This window comes from Psychroserpens sp. NJDZ02 (genome assembly GCF_004843725.1).
Lineage (GTDB): Bacteria > Bacteroidota > Bacteroidia > Flavobacteriales > Flavobacteriaceae > Olleya.
In genome coordinates, this window is sequence record NZ_CP039451.1 from 1396862 (window position 1) to 1415110 (window position 18249).

Here is an 18249-nt window from a genome sequence, read left to right on the forward strand (position 1 = left end):
ATCTTATTTCCAGTTATGTCCTTTTAATTGCATAGCGGCTTTTAGTATGTCTTTTTGACTAATTTGCCCCACTAATTTTCCGTCTTCTACTATTGGAAAACGCCTACGTTTAGATTCCAAAAAGCGGTTAGCAGCATCAAAAACATTAAGATTACCATCTATAGTTTCTACATTTTTAGCCATATGCTGCGCTACACTATTGTTTTGCGTTGGCATGTTATAATATCTGCTATCACTAATTTGTTTGATACAATCCCCTTCAGAGATAATACCAATTAATTCATTTTTCTCGTTGACCACTGGTCCTCCAGAAATTTTATACTTTATCAGCGTATCAATCACTTCCTCCACACTTTGTGTCGCTTTAAAAGTTATTAAATCTCTTGTCATATAATCACTAACCTTTAAAGATTGATTACTTTCTGCTTGCTGTTGCCCTTTTCTTGGTCCTTCAAAACTTTTAATTCCCATATCTATTATTTTATTTCACTTAAAGTTACTGATTTTAAAGCATTTAACCTAAACCCTTAACACACACAATATTTGATTACTTTTATATCAACTAATTAACGCGCCTTAAAATGTTAAAAAAAGCAATTGCTATACTTATAATCATTCTTGCTGTTTACGCCAGTTTTGATGCCTTATTACCAAATAAAATTTCTGATTTAGAAACCCCTTTACATCAGTTTTCTACAGAACGTGCTTTAATTCAATTAGCCCAAATCTCTAAAAAACCACATTATACCGGTAGCGAAGCGCACGCAAAGGTGAGACACTATATTGTTTCAGAATTAGAGAAATTAGGATTGGAGACCCAACTACAAGAAGGGTATACAATAAGTAAATGGGGTAATTTGGCAAAACCAATAAACATACTTGCTAGAATAAAAGGAACTGCAAATACTAAAGCATTAATGCTATTAACGCATTACGATAGCAATCCACATAGTGCTATTGGTGCCAGTGACGCTGGTTCTGGAGTTGTAACAATCCTAGAAGGTGTACGTGCTTTTTTAGCAGAAGGCAAACAACCCAAAAACGATATAATCATTGGTATTACAGATGCTGAGGAATTAGGTTTAAATGGTGCCGATTTGTTTGTTAACCAACACCAATGGGCCAAAGATATTGGTTTAGTTTTAAATTTTGAAGCTAGAGGAAGTGGTGGCCCAAGTTATATGCTTATCGAAACTAATGGTGGAAATGCCAATTTGATGAAACAATTTGTAGCTGCGCATCCTAAATTCCCTGTAGCAAATTCCTTAGCCTACAGCATATACAAGATGCTGCCAAATGATACCGACTTAACGGTTTTTAGACGTGATGGTGATATCGAAGGTTTCAATTTTGCGTTTATCGACGATCATTTTGATTATCATACCAAAATGGATAATTACGAACGGTTGGACAAAAACACTTTAGAACATCAAGGCAGTTACATCATGCCTTTATTGCATCATTTTAGCCAAGCCAATTTAAACCAAGTAAAAAGCACAGAAGACTATATTTACTTTAACGTCCCATTTTTTAATACTGTAATCTATCCTTTTAGCTGGATATATCCCATGTTACTAGTAGCTAGTATCCTTTTTATTGGGCTAATTATTTATGGTTTTAGACATAAAAAACTCCAACCTAAAGCAGTTGGTAAAGGATTTTTAGCTTTTATACTAAGTCTCGCTTTTAGTGGCATCATTACCTTTTTTGGATGGCAATTTATAAATATGCTATATCCTAAATATGGAGAACTACTGCACGGTTTTACTTATAATGGTCACACTTATATTTGGTTTTTTGTATTACTAAGTTTAGGTATTAGCTTTTTATTTTACAGTAAGATTTATAAAATAAATAATACTGCCAGTTTAATAATTGCCCCTTTAACCTTTTGGTTACTAATCTGCACAGCAGTAGCATTACAATTGGAAGGAGCTAGCTTTTTTATAATTCCTGTTTATTTTGGGGTACTAGCACTTTATGTTTTAATTAGACAACAGCAACCCAACTTAATAGGAATGGCATTATTATGCATTCCTGCCTTATTTATCCTATCCCCTTTTATTAAAATGTTTCCTGTTGGCTTAGGTTTAAAAATGGTAGTGGTCAGTGCTATTTTTACGGTGCTCCTTTTTGGATTATGCTTACCTGTTTTTGGATTTTTAAAGCATAAAAAGAGATGGAGTTACTTGTTCTTTTTCTTCGGAATGATTGCCTTTTTTATAGCACATCTTAATTCGGCATTTACACCGGACACTCCAAAACCAAATAGTTTAGTTTATACCCTTAATACGGATGACAATACCGCACTTTGGGCCACTTACGATACCGTGTTGGATAACTATACTAAAAACTTTATCGGAGAAGCGCCTACAGAAGCCTCTGCTTTAAACAGCAATACATTTGGCAGTAAGTATGCCACAGGTTTTACTTATGCTTCTAATGCGCCTGTAAAAGCTATTCCTAGGCCAAAAATTGAAGTCTCTAACGATACAATCATTGGTGACACCCGTTATTTTGATATTTGCATCATGCCACAACGTAATGTACAACGCATGGAGCTATTTTCAGATTCGACAAACCACTATAAATCTTTCAAAATTAATGGTATTGACGCTTATCGATCTGAAGGTGATTCTTTAGTCTTTAAAAACCGAAAGCATAATAGACTGTTTAGCTTTTTTGTGAGTAAAGATGAAACATTAGACATGCAGATTAGCGTTCCTAAAAACCAAACGACTCAATTACAATTATTTGAAGCGTCTTTTGACTTGTTAAATAATGACTTGTTTAGTATCCCAAAAAGAAGTGAGAATATGATTCCAAAACCCTTTGTTTTAAATGATGCGGTCGTGATAAAAAAGACGATTATAATCAAATAAAATCAACGCATTAATTAATAACCCTTTAAGACAAAACATGAAATATTTTCATAATTTTGACATAATTAAAAACATAACAATGAAAAACATAATTTATCTAGCTATTTTCAGCTTTAGTTTTGGAGCTACTGCCCAATCCAATGATGCGTTGGCTAAACATTACGAAGCCTATTACAAACAAATGAAGACTCAAGGAGATGTTCAAGGTATTATTAACGCAATAACACATCTTAATGTTTTAAAGCCATCTGAAGCTAGAAAAGATACTCTAGCTTATGTTTATTTAAACGAAGGAAAGTTTAATCAAGCGTTAAATACTATTGGTATAGAACAAAAATCTACAGATTCTGACATGGCTCTGGAAGTAAAAGCTGTATCATTAAAATCTTTAGGAAATATAAAAGCGTCTCTGCCATTTTTTGAAACCATTTATACTAAGTATCAAAATCCGCAAGTCGCTTATGAATTAGCTGAAATAAACTTAAATCTAAACAACCTTACTGATGCTAAAAAATACATAGATTTAGGTTTTGTTGATGTAAAAGACAGCCAAGGTAAAAGTTTTTACGAAACCCAGCAACCTTACAAGGTTCCCTTAAAATCTGCTTTTTACTATCTAGATGCCTTAGTAAAATTTAATGAAAACAAAGACACTAATAAACCTGCAGCTTTATTACTTCTAGACAAAGCTCTAGCTATTGAGCCAGGTTTTAATATGGCTCAACTTGCTAAAAATGCTTTATCACCTCAAGAGGCAACAAAGACAGAAAACTAATTTAATACTAACTCATAAAAAAAGCCTTCCAATTGGAAGGCTTTTTTTATTACTAAATAGGTGATTTATTTTACTATAATAAATTCACTTCTTCTGTTTAATTGATGTTCAGACTCACTACAAGGCGTACCGTCACTACATCTATTTCGCAGTTGTGTTTCTCCATACCCTTGACCTGTTAGTCTTGCGCTATTAATACCTCCAACATTAACTAAATAGTCTATTGTAGATTTAGCTCTTCTATTAGATAAATCAAGATTATACGCACTTGTATTACGACTATCCGTATGCGATCTCACATCAATATTAACATTAGAATACACATTTAAGAAATCAATGATTTTACGTAATTCTACTTCTGCGTCTTGTCTTATATAAGCTTTATCTAAATCAAAGTAAATAATATTTATACCTAATAAAGGTGCAATATCCGTTCCTAATGGCGCAGGAAGCACATCTTGTTTTTTCATAAATAAAGTACGCTCTACAACACCTGTCCTATTTGGTGTATTAAACACTTTTTCGGCTGGGCTATACGCTTCTTTAGTAGACCTAATAGAATAGGTTTGAGAACAATCTAAAGTAAAATTAAAACTACCATCTATTCTAGACGTCTTTTCATCTATAACTTTATTGTTTTCATTCAACAGATACACCACAGCTTTGGCTATTGGTTGGTCATCTTTAACATCTAATACAATTCCATTGATAGATTGTTCGCACTTGGTAATTAATGGTTTTATACTTTTAAAACTATAAATATCATCATCTCCAACACCTCCAGTTCTATTTGAAGCAAAATACCCAATCCCAGTTATATTATTAATAATAAAAGTAAAATCATCATCTGGTCCGTTTACAGGTCTTCCTAAATTAAAAACATCGCCTACTTTATTATCGTTTAAATCTGAAACAAAAATATCCAATCCTCCTAAACCGACATGCCCATCTGATGCAAAATACAGTTTATTATCTTTACTAATAAATGGAAACGTTTCTCTTCCTTCAGTATTAATTTTATCTCCAAGATTTTTAATTTCTCCAAATACACCATTGTTTACTTCCACTTTATATAAATCTGATAATCCTTTTGTTCCAGGCATATCACTAGCAAAATACAATGTTTTTTCGTCAGGACTCAGGGCTGGATGTGCTACAGAATATTGATTGCTATTAAATGGCAACTCTTCCACATCCCAATGTGTACTCCCTTTATCAATTCTTTTTCCTCTGTATAATTTTAGTCTATTTGTACCCTCTTCATCCTGTTTATAATCTTCATCAGTATAATTGTTTCTTGTAAAATATAGCGTTAAACCATCTTTAGTAAAAACAGCAGTAGACTCATGATAAATAGAATTTATATCACTACTAAACTTAGAACTACTAGGTTTTGAAACCTCTGTATTATTTAATTTATATAGGTCTAAAAAAGGTTGTTCATTCCAATCATGAACTCTTTTAGAAAACCCTCTAGTATCTCTATTAGAAGCATAAATCAAAGCGCCTTGATAAAACGACGGAGCAAAATCTGATAATTTAGAATTAAAGTTTACGTTTATAAGTTCAAAACGTCCCGATTGGAGTTCTATTTCTTCTAAATAATTTCTTTCATTTACAAATAAATTAGCACGGTAATCCTCTCCTTTAGTTTCATGGAATTTCTCCATTACGACATCTGAAGCAAAATATTTTTCATCACTCTTTAAAGACAGCGCATAACGATAGATATATTCTGGTTCTATATTATCCGATGAATCAAATAATTGACCATACCATTTAGCTGCATTTTTATAATCCGCATTAAAATAATAAGAATCCCCTAAGTTTTTTAATAGTTGATCGGAATTAACGCCATCGCTAGCTGCTTTTAAGTAAGACTCTCTTGCCTCTATATAGGCTAATTTATCAAACTCTTTATTTCCTTCTGTGACTTCTTTTTTCTCTTGCGCCAATAAAACATTTATTGACAGAAAAAATAAGGTTATATATATTGTAATTTTATTTCTCATAGTAATTGTTTTTGGGGGTTAGAAGAATCTTGGAGAAATCATACGGTTATTTCTTTTGAATAATTCAAATCTTAAAAATACTTCATAAGATCCGTCATTAAATTGCTGCAATTCTGTCGTTTCTCTATCATACGCAATACCAAGCATAATCTGATCTGAAACTTGAAAACCAGCCATAGCACTCATTGCGGCATCCCACCTATAAGCAAGACCTAATGTTAACTTTTCTTTTAATAAAACACTAGCAGATAAATCTACTTGTAATGGTGCTCCATCAACAACTTTAAATAGTGTAGATGGTTTAAATTTGATATCCGGAGTTAAGTCAAATATTTTTCCTGCCATAACATAAAAATTAACCTTTTCCTTTGCTGTTGCGAAAGAGTTGTTATTTGCTGCGTTTTCATCAAAATGTTCTGTCTCTAAAATGTTGGGAGCACTTAATCCTAAATAAAACGTGTCTGTATAATAGTAAAGCCCTAATCCAAATTGTGGCGAAAATTTATTATCCACATTTATTTCCGTATCAGAATCACCCTGGTTGAAAGCCCCTGTATTTAACTTATTGGTATCTATATTTAAAAAATGACCACCAGCCTTAAGTCCTAATGCTAACTTAGCATCATTTGCCAAGTCTAAGGTGTAACTAAAAGATAAGTCAATATAGGTTTCACTAGTAATAAATATTTCATCTTGTGTAATGTTAAGACCTACTCCAACCTTGTCCCCTACAGGCGAGTGTAATGACGCTGTAAAGGTATCTGGTGCACCGTCTAAACCAACCCATTGTGTTCTATACAAGCCTACAAAACTTAATACATCTCTAGAACCTGCATACGCAGGATTAACACTAAGCGTGTTATACATGTATTGAGTGTATTGCGCATCTTGTTGCGCATAACTTTGGTTAGAATAAAACCCTAGTCCTATTAAGGCTAAAACAATTATGTAATAATTTTTCATTTTGTATATGTTTAAACCAGTAACTCAGAAATGAGTTACTGGGATTTGATAATTTATTTTCTATTAATATATAATGGTCCAGCTTTTTGCTCAGATTTACCATCATTGTTGAAATAAGTTAATACATAATAGTACGTTCCTATAGGAAGTTTTTCATCCCTTTTAACAGTAACTCGACCTTCAGAAACACCTCTAAAGAATTTACCACCTATACCATAACCATCTACATTGTATACTTCAACACCCCAACGGTTATAAATCTGTAGTGTATTATTTGGATAGTTTTCAATACCACTAATTACAAATACATCATTATTTCCATCTCCATTAGGCGTCATAATATCAAATATATTTAAACCGTCTTCAGCTTCAGGATTACCATTATTACACTCTGCATAATCAGGAATTCCATTATCATTATTATCAGCTAATTCTTCTCCATTTGTAAAGCCATCTCCATCACCATCACAATCGCAGTCTGCATTTAACCAAGCATCACTAACTATTGTAATATCCTGACTTTCGAAGTCAAAATCACAAGCATCATTTGGATCAGTCTCATCAATAACTTCAGTTCCATTATCAACACCATCACCATCACAATCGGCAAGGTTCCATCCTTCTGAAGTAGCAACTGTTTGACTAGTTACAAGGAAATCACAACTATCAAAAGGGTTTGTATCATCTAATATTTCATCTTCATTTGTAACACCATCGCCATCACAATCTCCATTATTAAAGAATGAATCTGTTACAAGTGTTTGACTGGTTATTACTAGACTACAATTATCTAATGGGTCAGTAGCATCTAACACTTCATCTTCATTTGCAACACCATCGCCATCACAATCTCCATTATTCCATTCGCCTGAAGGTGCAACTGTCTGACTTATTAGCACAAAGTCACACGGATCATTAGCATTGGTCCCATCTTCAAATTCATTTCCATTAGTCACTCCATCACCATCACAATCTAAATCATCAAAATTCATTGTTATAATAGTAATATCTACACTATTGACATCAAAATCACAAGGATTTTGCGGATCTGTACCGTCTAATAATTCTTGTCCATTAATAACACCATCACCATCACAATCAGTACCGTTCCATTCCACTGACGGTGTAATTGTTTGACTTGCTGTTAAGAAATCACAAAGATCATTTGGATTTGTACCATCAGCGATCTCTGTTAAATTAGTTACTCCATCACCATCACAATCAGCGATTATAAAGTCCCCTGATGTTTCCAAGGTCTGGTTTGCTACAATAAAATCACATGGATCTAATGGGTCAGTACCATCTATAACTTCTGTACCATTTATAACACCATCTCCATCACAATCTCCAGCGTTCCAAACATCTGCAGGTGTAGTATCAATACTAGTGTAGTCTAAATCACATTGGTCTAGAGGATCTGTTCCATCCATAATTTCTGTTCCATTTGAAACACCATCTCCATCACAATCTAATGCTTCCCAAATAGGCGTTTGCGGCATTGATATGCTAGCTAACATAAACTCACATGGATTTTGTGGATCTGTTCCATCAATAACTTCATCTCCATTTGTTACTCCGTCACCATCACAGTCTAAACTATTCCAAACGGTTGTTGGTGTAGTATCTTGACTTGTCACATTAAAATCACATGGATCTAAAGGATTTGTCCCATCTATTATTTCTGTACCATTAGTAACTCCATCGCCATCACAATCTGAAGTAGTAAAATCTTCTGAAACTGTTAATGTTTGACTTGACACTACAAAATCACATGGATCTTGAGGATCGGTTCCATCAATTAATTCTGTACCATTTGATACACCATCACCATCGCAATCTAATGCTTCCCACATAGCAGTAACAACTGTTACATCTTGTGACATTAACAGATAACTACATGGATCTTGTGGATTAGTGCCATCATTAATTTCTGTACCATTACTAACACCATCTCCATCACAATCGGCTGTTAACCATTCAAAAGAAACTATATTAATATTTTGTCCTGAAGCATCATAATCACAAGGATCGATAGGGTCAGTACCTGTAAGTATTTCATTACCATTACTAACACCATCTCCATCACAATCGGCGTTTAAGTACACATCACTTTGAACAACAGTTACACTAGATGCTATGAAATCACAAGAGTCATTTGGATCAGTACCATCTGCAATCTCATCACTATTAATAACTCCGTCACTATCACAATCTGCTGCTAAATAAGCGCCACTCTGAGTAAGAGTTACATCTTCAACATTAAAATCACATGGATCATTTGGATCTGTTGCATTTGGACCAGCTGTACCACTCGTATCAGGATCTACCTCTGTTCCGTTTGAAACGCCATCTCCATCACAATCTGCCATGTACCATGCACTAGTTGTATCTGTTAAGTCAACACTTGTTAGATTTCCACCGATACAAGGATCATTTAGATCTGTCCCATTTGCAATCTCGTTACAATCAGTTACACCATCTCCATCCGTATCTGTTAATGCGAATTCCGTATCAACAGGATCACAAGCATTAGTCGGGTCACTTGTTCCAGAAGGAACTTCTGAAGTTAATGGATTATCCAACCCTGTTGTTTCCTCACAATCTGTTAAACCATCGCCATCACTATCTACTAATGATGATCCTTCTATTGGGTCACAAGCATCATTTGGATCAGTTGTTCCAACAGGTATTAATGCTGTATTTGGATTATCAACTCCTGTTGTTTCTTCACAATCTGTTAAGCCATCGCCATCACTATCCACTACACTTGATGTTGAGATAGGATCACAAGCATCAAATGGATTTGATGTTGGTCCATCGGAATCTACTGGTGGTACTAATAACGTGTTTGGATTATCAATTCCTGTTGTTTCCTCACAGTCCGTTAAGCCATCACCATCACTATCTAATAATGACGAACCATCTATTGGGTCACAGGCATTATTTGGGTCTGTTGTCCCCACTGGTATTAATGGTGTGTTTGGATTATCAACTCCTGTTGTTTCTTCACAATCCGTTAAGCCATCGCCATCACTATCTAATAATGACGAACCATCTATTGGGTCACAGGCATTATTTGGATCTGTTGTTCCAACTGGTATTAATGGTGTGTTTGGATTATCGACTCCTGTTGTTTCTTCACAATCCGTTAAGCCATCACCATCACTATCCACTAATGACGAACCGTCTATTGGGTCACAGGCATTATTTGGATCAGTAGTTCCTACTGGTATTAATACTGTGTTTGGATTATCAACTCCTGTTGTTTCTTCACAATCCGTTAAGCCATCACCATCACTATCTAATAATGACGAACCTGATATTGGGTCACAAGCATTATTTGGATCTGTTGTCCCAACTGGTATTAATGGTGTATTTGGATTATCGTTTCCTGTTGTTTCTTCACAATCTGTTAAGCCATCGCCATCACTATCTACTAAACTTGATGTTGAGATAGGGTCACAAGCATCTAGCGGATCACTTGTTACGCCTCCTGGACTAAGTGGTGTTCCTGGATTATCTAATCCTGTTGTTTCTTCACAATCCGTAAGACCATCACCATCACTATCTACTAGTGCAGAGGTTTCAATTGGGTCACACGCATCATTTGGATCACTTATTCCTGTTGGAATTGTTGATGTATTTGGATTATCTTCTCCTGTTGTTTCCTCACAATCTGTTAAACCATCGCCATCACTATCTACTAATGATGATCCTTCTATTGGATCACAAGCATCATTTGGATCAGTTGTTCCAACTGGTATTAATGCTGTATTTGGATTATCAACTCCTGTTGTTTCTTCACAATCTGTTAAGCCATCGCCATCACTATCTACTACACTTGATGTTGAGATAGGATCACAAGCATCAAATGGATTTGATGTTGGTCCATCGGAATCTACTGGTGGTACTAATAACGTGTTTGGATTATCAATTCCTGTTGTTTCTTCACAGTCTGTTAAACCATCACCATCACTATCTAATAATGACGAACCATCTATTGGGTCACAGGCATTATTTGGGTCTGTTATCCCCACTGGTATTAATAGTGTGTTTGGGTTATCAACCCCTGTAGTTTCTTCACAATCCGTTAAGCCATCGCCATCACTATCTAATAATGACGAACCATCTATTGGGTCACAGGCATTATTTGGATCTGTTGTTCCAACTGGTATTAATGGTGTGTTTGGATTATCGACTCCTGTCGTTTCTTCACAATCCGTTAAGCCATCACCATCACTATCCACTAATGACGAACCGTCTATTGGGTCACAGGCATTATTTGGATCAGTAGTTCCTACTGGTATTAATACTGTGTTTGGATTATCAACTCCTGTTGTTTCTTCACAATCCGTTAAGCCATCACCATCACTATCTAATAATGACGAACCTGATATTGGGTCACAAGCATTATTTGGGTCTGTTGTCCCAACTGGTATTAATGGTGTGTTTGGATTATCGTTTCCTGTTGTTTCTTCACAATCTGTTAAGCCATCGCCATCACTATCTACTAAACTTGATGTTGAGATAGGGTCACAAGCATCTAGTGGATCACTTGTTACGCCTCCTGGACTAAGTGGTGTTCCTGGATTATCTAATCCTGTTGTTTCTTCACAATCCGTAAGACCATCACCATCACTATCTACTAGTGCAGAGGTTTCAATTGGGTCACACGCATCATTTGGATCACTTATTCCTGTTGGAATTGTTGATGTATTTGGATTATCTTCTCCTGTTGTTTCCTCACAATCTGTTAAACCATCGCCATCACTATCTACTAATGATGATCCTTCTATTGGATCACAAGCATCATTTGGATCAGTTGTTCCAACTGGTATTAATGCTGTATTTGGATTATCAACTCCTGTTGTTTCTTCACAATCTGTTAAGCCATCGCCATCACTATCTACTACACTTGATGTTGAGATAGGATCACAAGCATCAAATGGATTTGATGTTGGTCCATCGGAATCTACTGGTGGTACTAATAACGTGTTTGGATTATCAATTCCTGTTGTTTCTTCACAGTCTGTTAAACCATCACCATCACTATCTAATAATGACGAACCATCTATTGGGTCACAGGCATTATTTGGGTCTGTTATCCCCACTGGTATTAATAGTGTGTTTGGGTTATCAACCCCTGTAGTTTCTTCACAATCCGTTAAGCCATCGCCATCACTATCTAATAATGACGAACCATCTATTGGGTCACAGGCATTATTTGGATCTGTTGTTCCAACTGGTATTAATGGTGTGTTTGGATTATCGACTCCTGTTGTTTCTTCACAATCCGTTAAGCCATCACCATCACTATCCACTAATGACGAACCGTCTATTGGGTCACAGGCATTATTTGGATCAGTAGTTCCTACTGGTATTAATACTGTGTTTGGATTATCAACTCCTGTTGTTTCTTCACAATCCGTTAAGCCATCACCATCACTATCTAATAATGACGAACCTGATATTGGGTCACAAGCATTATTTGGATCTGTTGTCCCAACTGGTATTAATGGTGTATTTGGATTATCGTTTCCTGTTGTTTCTTCACAATCTGTTAAGCCATCGCCATCACTATCTACTAAACTTGATGTTGAGATAGGGTCACAAGCATCTAGCGGATCACTTGTTACGCCTCCTGGACTAAGTGGTGTTCCTGGATTATCTAATCCTGTTGTTTCTTCACAATCCGTAAGACCATCACCATCACTATCTACTAGTGCAGAGGTTTCAATTGGGTCACACGCATCATTTGGATCACTTATTCCTGTTGGAATTGTTGATGTATTTGGATTATCTTCTCCTGTTGTTTCCTCACAATCTGTTAAACCATCGCCATCACTATCTACTAATGATGATCCTTCTATTGGATCACAAGCATCATTTGGATCAGTTGTTCCAACTGGTATTAATGCTGTATTTGGATTATCAACTCCTGTTGTTTCTTCACAATCTGTTAAGCCATCGCCATCACTATCTACTACACTTGATGTTGAGATAGGATCACAAGCATCAAATGGATTTGATGTTGGTCCATCGGAATCTACTGGTGGTACTAATAACGTGTTTGGATTATCAATTCCTGTTGTTTCTTCACAGTCTGTAAGACCATCACCATCACTATCTATTAATGCTAAAGCTGTAGACCCTGGGTTACATGGATCTGCTGGATCACTAGTCACACCTGCTGGATCTTCGGTTGTTGCAGGATTATCTATCCCTGTTGTTTCTTCACAATCTGTAAGACCATCGCCATCCGTATCTGTTAATGCAAATGTCGTATCCATAGGATCACATGCATCTGTTGGATTACTTGTTCCTGTTGGAACTTCTGTTGTTGCAGGATTATCTATTCCTGTAGTTTCTTCACAATCTGTAAGACCATCTCCATCTGTATCTGTTAACGCTAGAGCTGTTGTCATTGGAACACATGGATCAAATGGACTTGGATCTGTACCATTACTCTCCCCGTCTCCATCACAATCTGCTGCTGCCCATACGTTGTAAGCTGCTTGCTCCTCCGTACCTAACATCATAGGGTCTGTCTGGGTCGAAGCTGTTGTATTACTACAAGGGTCTGCTGGATCTGTGTTATTTGCACATTCTGTCGCATTATCTTCACCGTCACCATCACAATCTAATAAACCAATTGGATTGCTTGGTTCCGCAAGAAGAATAGCACAAACGTCTATACTTTCATCTAAAACCTGTGAACAATTATAACTGACTACCGTTAAAATTGCACACTCAGTTTGCGTAAAACAAACAGTGTTAGGATGTGTAATTATGACACAATATTGAGCTCCATCATTGGTCTCATCTACAGCAGTTATTGTTAGTGAAGCATTTGTTTCACCAACTAAAAGTGTCCCCGTAGTTTCAGGATTCCCTAAATACCATTGGTAAGTTGTTGACCCCGAAACATCCATTGCACTTCCTCCTGTATAATTTGGCATTGTACTAGGAGCAAAACCTGAATAATCTGTCGTGCTTATTGCTGTAACCCCTACTGTAAAAGTAGCATCTAAACCATTATTTACCGTTTGATTTGCTGGTGGACTATCTACTTTTACTTGTACAGCTACTGTTTCATTTCCATTTGCACCATTATAACCCCCTGTTGTATCTCCACTTCCTGGTGTTATTACTAATCCATCCGCATTTACAACTGTGGCTGTATCTCCTAATATACCATCATTATCATTATCTGTTCCTCCAGATTCTAAAACATCATTACAACCATCATTATCACTATCCAAATCGAATGTATCAAAAATACCATCATTGTCACTATCTAAAGTTCCATTACCTTCATTAGTATCCAAAATACCATCATTATCATCATCTAAATCACAAATATCACTGACACCATCACCATCATTATCAGGATTCCCAGAAGCTATTGCATCACAAGGATCTGGAATAGCACCATCTACAATTACACTTTCTGTTAAATCATCTCCAGTTGTGGTTGGATCTATTTGATCTGGTGTTGTAGCTGCTGTAGTAGTATTAGTAATGGTATTTCCATCTTCTCCTGCATTAACGACACCCTCAATAGTTAAAGTTACAAATTGTCCACTTCCAATAAATGGAATTGTCCAATTTGGAGCTGTATAAGAAGACGATTGATCCCCTCCTGTATTTCCATTATTAACAGTCGCTGTTAATTGATTAGGAATAACATCTGCTAATGAAACATTTGTAGCATCATTAGGCCCGCTATTTGAAACCGTAATAGTAAATGTAACAATATCACCTTCTGCAGGTGTAGTATCACTACTAGCTAACGTTTTAACAGTAACTAAACCTGCTGTTCCTGTTGCAATACCATCATTATTTCCATCTGTACCATCATCTATATTATTTGCTGGTGTAGGGTCATCTTCCGCTGCACTAACCGATGCTATATTTGTGAACGCCCCTGGATTATCTATTGTAGCTGTAACTATTATAGTCACATCATTTGCAGGAGAACCCGCAGCGATACTTGATATTGTACAAGGTAAGGTTGTACAACCTCCAGCGACATTAGTTATGGTTAAATTAGAAGGCGAATCTGTAACAGAAACATTTGTTGCTGTGTCCGTCCCTAAATTACTAATCACTATTGTATAAGACACTGTATCCCCTGAAATAAAAGGACCACTTTCATTTAATGTTTTAGTAATACTTAAATCTGCAACAGGTATACTACATGACGCCGGCGCTACTCCTGCATCTGCTTCCGTAAACGCACAAGAACCTGTTGTAAATAATGCTGTTAAAGCTATTGAACCACCATCTGATGACATCACCACATCTTGAAAGGTATAAGAAGAGGCTCCTGCCGTTATTAAAGACACAGGAACTGTAGCAATCCCATCTCCTGATAATTCTAAATTTCCAGAACCAGGAACATTATCAAACTGCACCGTAATGTCTGCAGTAAACGTATCGTCTAAAGAGTCTCCACTTGTACCATTACTGTCGCAAGTGCTAACATCTGACGTATTTATAGCTGTTATTATACAAGGTAAAATAGTAACAAATACATTAGCTGTATCTTGGTTACCTTGTGTGTCTTGTATAGTATAAGGAAATGAAACAGGCGTTGTACTTCCCGATGGAGGCGTAATTACTAGCTCTCCAGAAACAACTTGAACTATTGTACCGTCCGAAAGAACGATAGCAACACCGCCATCCGAAATCGACATCCCATCCACTTCAGTAATTACAATTGGATCTAAATCTGGATCCGAATCGTTATCAACAACATCTATTGTAATTGTAGTATCAACAGCAGTAGAACCTGAATCATCAGTCGCTTCTGGCGGATTATTAACCCTAGCTGATGATGACACTGCTGGAATAGTATCTCCATTAGGATTAGTTGATGTAAAAGTCGCTACATTATCACCTGCACAAGGTAATGTAACTTCAACTTCAATCTGAACAATTACTCTTTCTCCAGGAGCTAATGTCCCTGTATTATTTAAAAAAATATCATTTAATCCTTGACCTGTATATGCCCCATCCAATACTGGAGCAACTGTAGCAGTAGATGAAATAATTACTGGAGCGTTAATACTCACGATATTTCCAGGACACATTGCACCAATATCATCTGTAATCTGTAAATTAATCAAATCTACAGGAGACAATGGATCATTTTCTATTTCAATTTGAAATGTCAAATCTCTATTCCCAAATGTTCCTGCTGGGTCATCATTTACAAGTGTTTTGGTAATAACAGGTATTGGAGTATAACTTAATCTTACTGGAGTTTCCTCACATGCACATTGCTCGTCATCATGATTTGCCGTAAGATTTCGTCTTGATATATCAGAGACCGCCTTACCAGTACTATCTTCACCTGAAAAGACGCCTTGAGTATTTCTAGTTGACTGATTTGAAGTTGGACCTACATTTAAATCCACTCTATAACTTGCACTTGTACCCGCAGCCATACTTTGTCCCGGATCTAATAAATTTGCAGACGTTCCGACAACACCTGAACCACCATCAAATCCTGAATTTAAATTTAATGCCCCTGACAATTGTGTAACGACAAAACTATTAATTGGAACACCGTTACTAAATAAATGATCAAAAGAATCTACATATTGCACATTTGATGCTATACCTGATCCTGAATTTCTTAATGTTATCGTGTAAAAGAAATCACTTGTTCCATCAGTATTAACAACAGGCGCAGCATTACTTATTTCTAAACCTGCACTTAATATTGATAAGTTTTCTTCAAACTGCTCTGTATCTGTTGCACTAGTTTCGTACGCCGATCCAGAAACTGCATCATTAGCTGTCACAAAAATTTCGTTTACAACGGTCGCTCCATCAAGACCTGGAATAGCATCGACTTCAATACAGAAACCATAAGTAATACTTTCTCCTGGAGCCAATTCACTTGACTCAGGAATAATAATTACATCCTCCACTGAAGTTCCATTAAAAGCACCATTAGGCCCTACTCCTAATCCAAGTGGACCATTAGCTGAACGCGAAATAATATTCACTATGTTAGCATCTCCTAAAAAAGGAGTCCCTAAATCATCCGATAAATTTATATTATAAATGGGATTAATTCCATTATTTGTTAATGTTCCTGTATATCTTATTCTATATCTATCATTCGTGGTATATCCCCAATCACAATGACTTTTTGAGATAACTAAACCACCATCTCCAACAGGAACACTACATTCTGATTGCGCCGTAAATGCATCCGAAACATTAAGCAAACATGATGTAAATGCATCCGAAAAACTTGCCGATAAATCCACAGGACCTCCATCTGAAGGAAAAACTACGCCAATAAAAGTATGACTTGTTGCAGTATCTAAACCTCCTACTCCGACTGAGGCCGAACCATCACCTGTCAAATCTAATGTTCCAGAAGCTGGAGCAAAATCAAAAGTTACCGTAATATCTGCTGTAAATGTATCGTCTGCTTCTTGACCAGGACCTTGTGTACCTCCATCATTACATATAGATAAATTATCTCCTGTAATATTTGTGATTAAACATTCTGGACTGCAAGAATCTGGTGCTGTACCAGGTGAACTAGACAAAGTACAAGAAGATGATCCACCAGAAAAAGTAGCAACTAAATCTATAGGGCCACCATCTGCAGACATAACCATACCTGTAAAAGTATAATTAGTTGCTCCAATAGCACCAACTCCAACTGAATTTACTCCATCTCCAGATAAAACAAGATCACCACCTATTGGTGGATTAGCATAAGTAATTGTAATATCTGCTGTAAATGTATCATCACTTGGGTCTCCTTGAGTCCCTCCATCGTTACATCCAGAAATAGCACTTACTGATATACTAGAAATTTCGCAATTTGTACTACATGATGCTGGAGCTATTCCAGCCATAGGTACATTTAATACACATGATGCTCCTGACCCTACAAAAGACGCTGTTAAATCGATAGCACCTCCATCCGCAGACATTAATATTGCAGAAAAAGTATAAGAAGTTGCTCCAATAGCACCTACTCCAACTGAATTTGTTCCATCCCCTATTAATTGTAATGTCCCTGAACTAGGAGGATTACTATAGTTAATAGTCACATCTGCAGTAAAAGTATCATCACTAGGATCTGCTGGTGTTCCGTTATCACTACATCCACTAATATTAGAAGTCGTTATTGTATCGATCTGACAATCGGGACTACATGATGCCGGAGCAAATCCTGCAGCTGGTTCGTTTAATGTAGAAACACATGTTGGATCGCCTACAAAAGAAGCTGTTATATCAATAGCTGTTCCATCTGCAAGCATAGATACGCCCATAAATGTATGTGAAGTAGCAGTAGTAAGTCCTGTTACAGGAACAGATAAAACACCACTATCTCCTGAAATATCTAAAGTTCCAGTTGCTGGAGCAGCATCAAAAGTAACAGTAATATTTGCAGTAAAAGTATCGTCACTTGGATCTGGTGTTGTACCACCATCACTACAAGCTGAAACCATTGATGTAGAAATTATTGTAATATCACATTGCGCGTGCAAACTAAACGATGATATTAGAAAAACAAAAAGTCCTAATAAATAGGATATTCTTGATTTTGGATTGGGCAAAGTAATTTTCTTCATAAGCG

General features: G+C 36.3%; 6 protein-coding genes. 2 read left to right on the forward strand and 4 right to left on the reverse strand.

Going from position 1 to position 18249, the window contains the following annotated elements; all coding sequences use genetic code 11:
- Nucleotides 1-3 precede the first annotated feature (3 nt).
- Entirely contained in the window at nt 4-471 is a 468-nt protein-coding gene (locus E9099_RS06200) for a CBS domain-containing protein (protein ID WP_136582819.1), read from the reverse strand.
- 110 nt (nt 472-581) lie between these two features.
- Here E9099_RS06200 and E9099_RS06205 point away from each other — a divergent pair, with 110 nt between their 5' ends.
- Together E9099_RS06205 and E9099_RS06210 are read left to right on the forward strand one after the other, a co-directional pair.
- Entirely contained in the window at nt 582-2882 is a 2301-nt protein-coding gene (locus E9099_RS06205) for a M28 family peptidase (RefSeq protein WP_136582820.1), read from the forward strand.
- A 79-nt stretch (nt 2883-2961) separates the two neighbouring features.
- Entirely contained in the window at nt 2962-3657 is a 696-nt protein-coding gene (locus E9099_RS06210; RefSeq protein ID WP_136582821.1) for a hypothetical protein, read from the forward strand.
- Nucleotides 3658-3722: 65 nt separating this feature from the next.
- On the opposite strand, the gene E9099_RS06215 is transcribed toward E9099_RS06210, so the two are convergent.
- The 3 genes from E9099_RS06215 to E9099_RS06225 are packed head-to-tail and all read right to left on the reverse strand — an operon-like array spanning nt 3723 to nt 18244.
- Nucleotides 3723-5669: an OmpA family protein gene (locus tag E9099_RS06215; protein ID WP_136582822.1), complete on the reverse strand. Its 1947-nt coding sequence runs from the start codon at nt 5667-5669 to the stop codon at nt 3723-3725.
- 18 nt (nt 5670-5687) lie between these two features.
- The gene (locus E9099_RS06220; RefSeq protein ID WP_136582823.1) at nt 5688-6632 is read right to left on the reverse strand and encodes a type IX secretion system membrane protein PorP/SprF; all 945 of its coding nucleotides are present in this window, start codon (nt 6630-6632) and stop codon (nt 5688-5690) included.
- A 53-nt stretch (nt 6633-6685) separates the two neighbouring features.
- The gene (locus tag E9099_RS06225) at nt 6686-18244 is read right to left on the reverse strand and encodes a gliding motility-associated C-terminal domain-containing protein (RefSeq protein WP_136582824.1); all 11559 of its coding nucleotides are present in this window, start codon (nt 18242-18244) and stop codon (nt 6686-6688) included.
- Nucleotides 18245-18249 lie beyond the last annotated feature (5 nt).

Bases quoted from the DNA above. Each gene is read 5' to 3' on its own strand.
- E9099_RS06200 (WP_136582819.1), bottom strand. From the start codon at position 471: ATGGGAATTAAAAGTTTTGAAGGACCAAGAAAAGGGCAACAGCAAGCA.
- E9099_RS06205 (WP_136582820.1), top strand. From the start codon at position 582: ATGTTAAAAAAAGCAATTGCTATACTTATAATCATTCTTGCTGTTTAC.
- E9099_RS06210 (WP_136582821.1), top strand. From the start codon at position 2,962: ATGAAAAACATAATTTATCTAGCTATTTTCAGCTTTAGTTTTGGAGCT.
- E9099_RS06215 (WP_136582822.1), bottom strand. From the start codon at position 5,669: ATGAGAAATAAAATTACAATATATATAACCTTATTTTTTCTGTCAATA.
- E9099_RS06220 (WP_136582823.1), bottom strand. From the start codon at position 6,632: ATGAAAAATTATTACATAATTGTTTTAGCCTTAATAGGACTAGGGTTT.
- E9099_RS06225 (WP_136582824.1), bottom strand. From the start codon at position 18,244: ATGAAGAAAATTACTTTGCCCAATCCAAAATCAAGAATATCCTATTTA.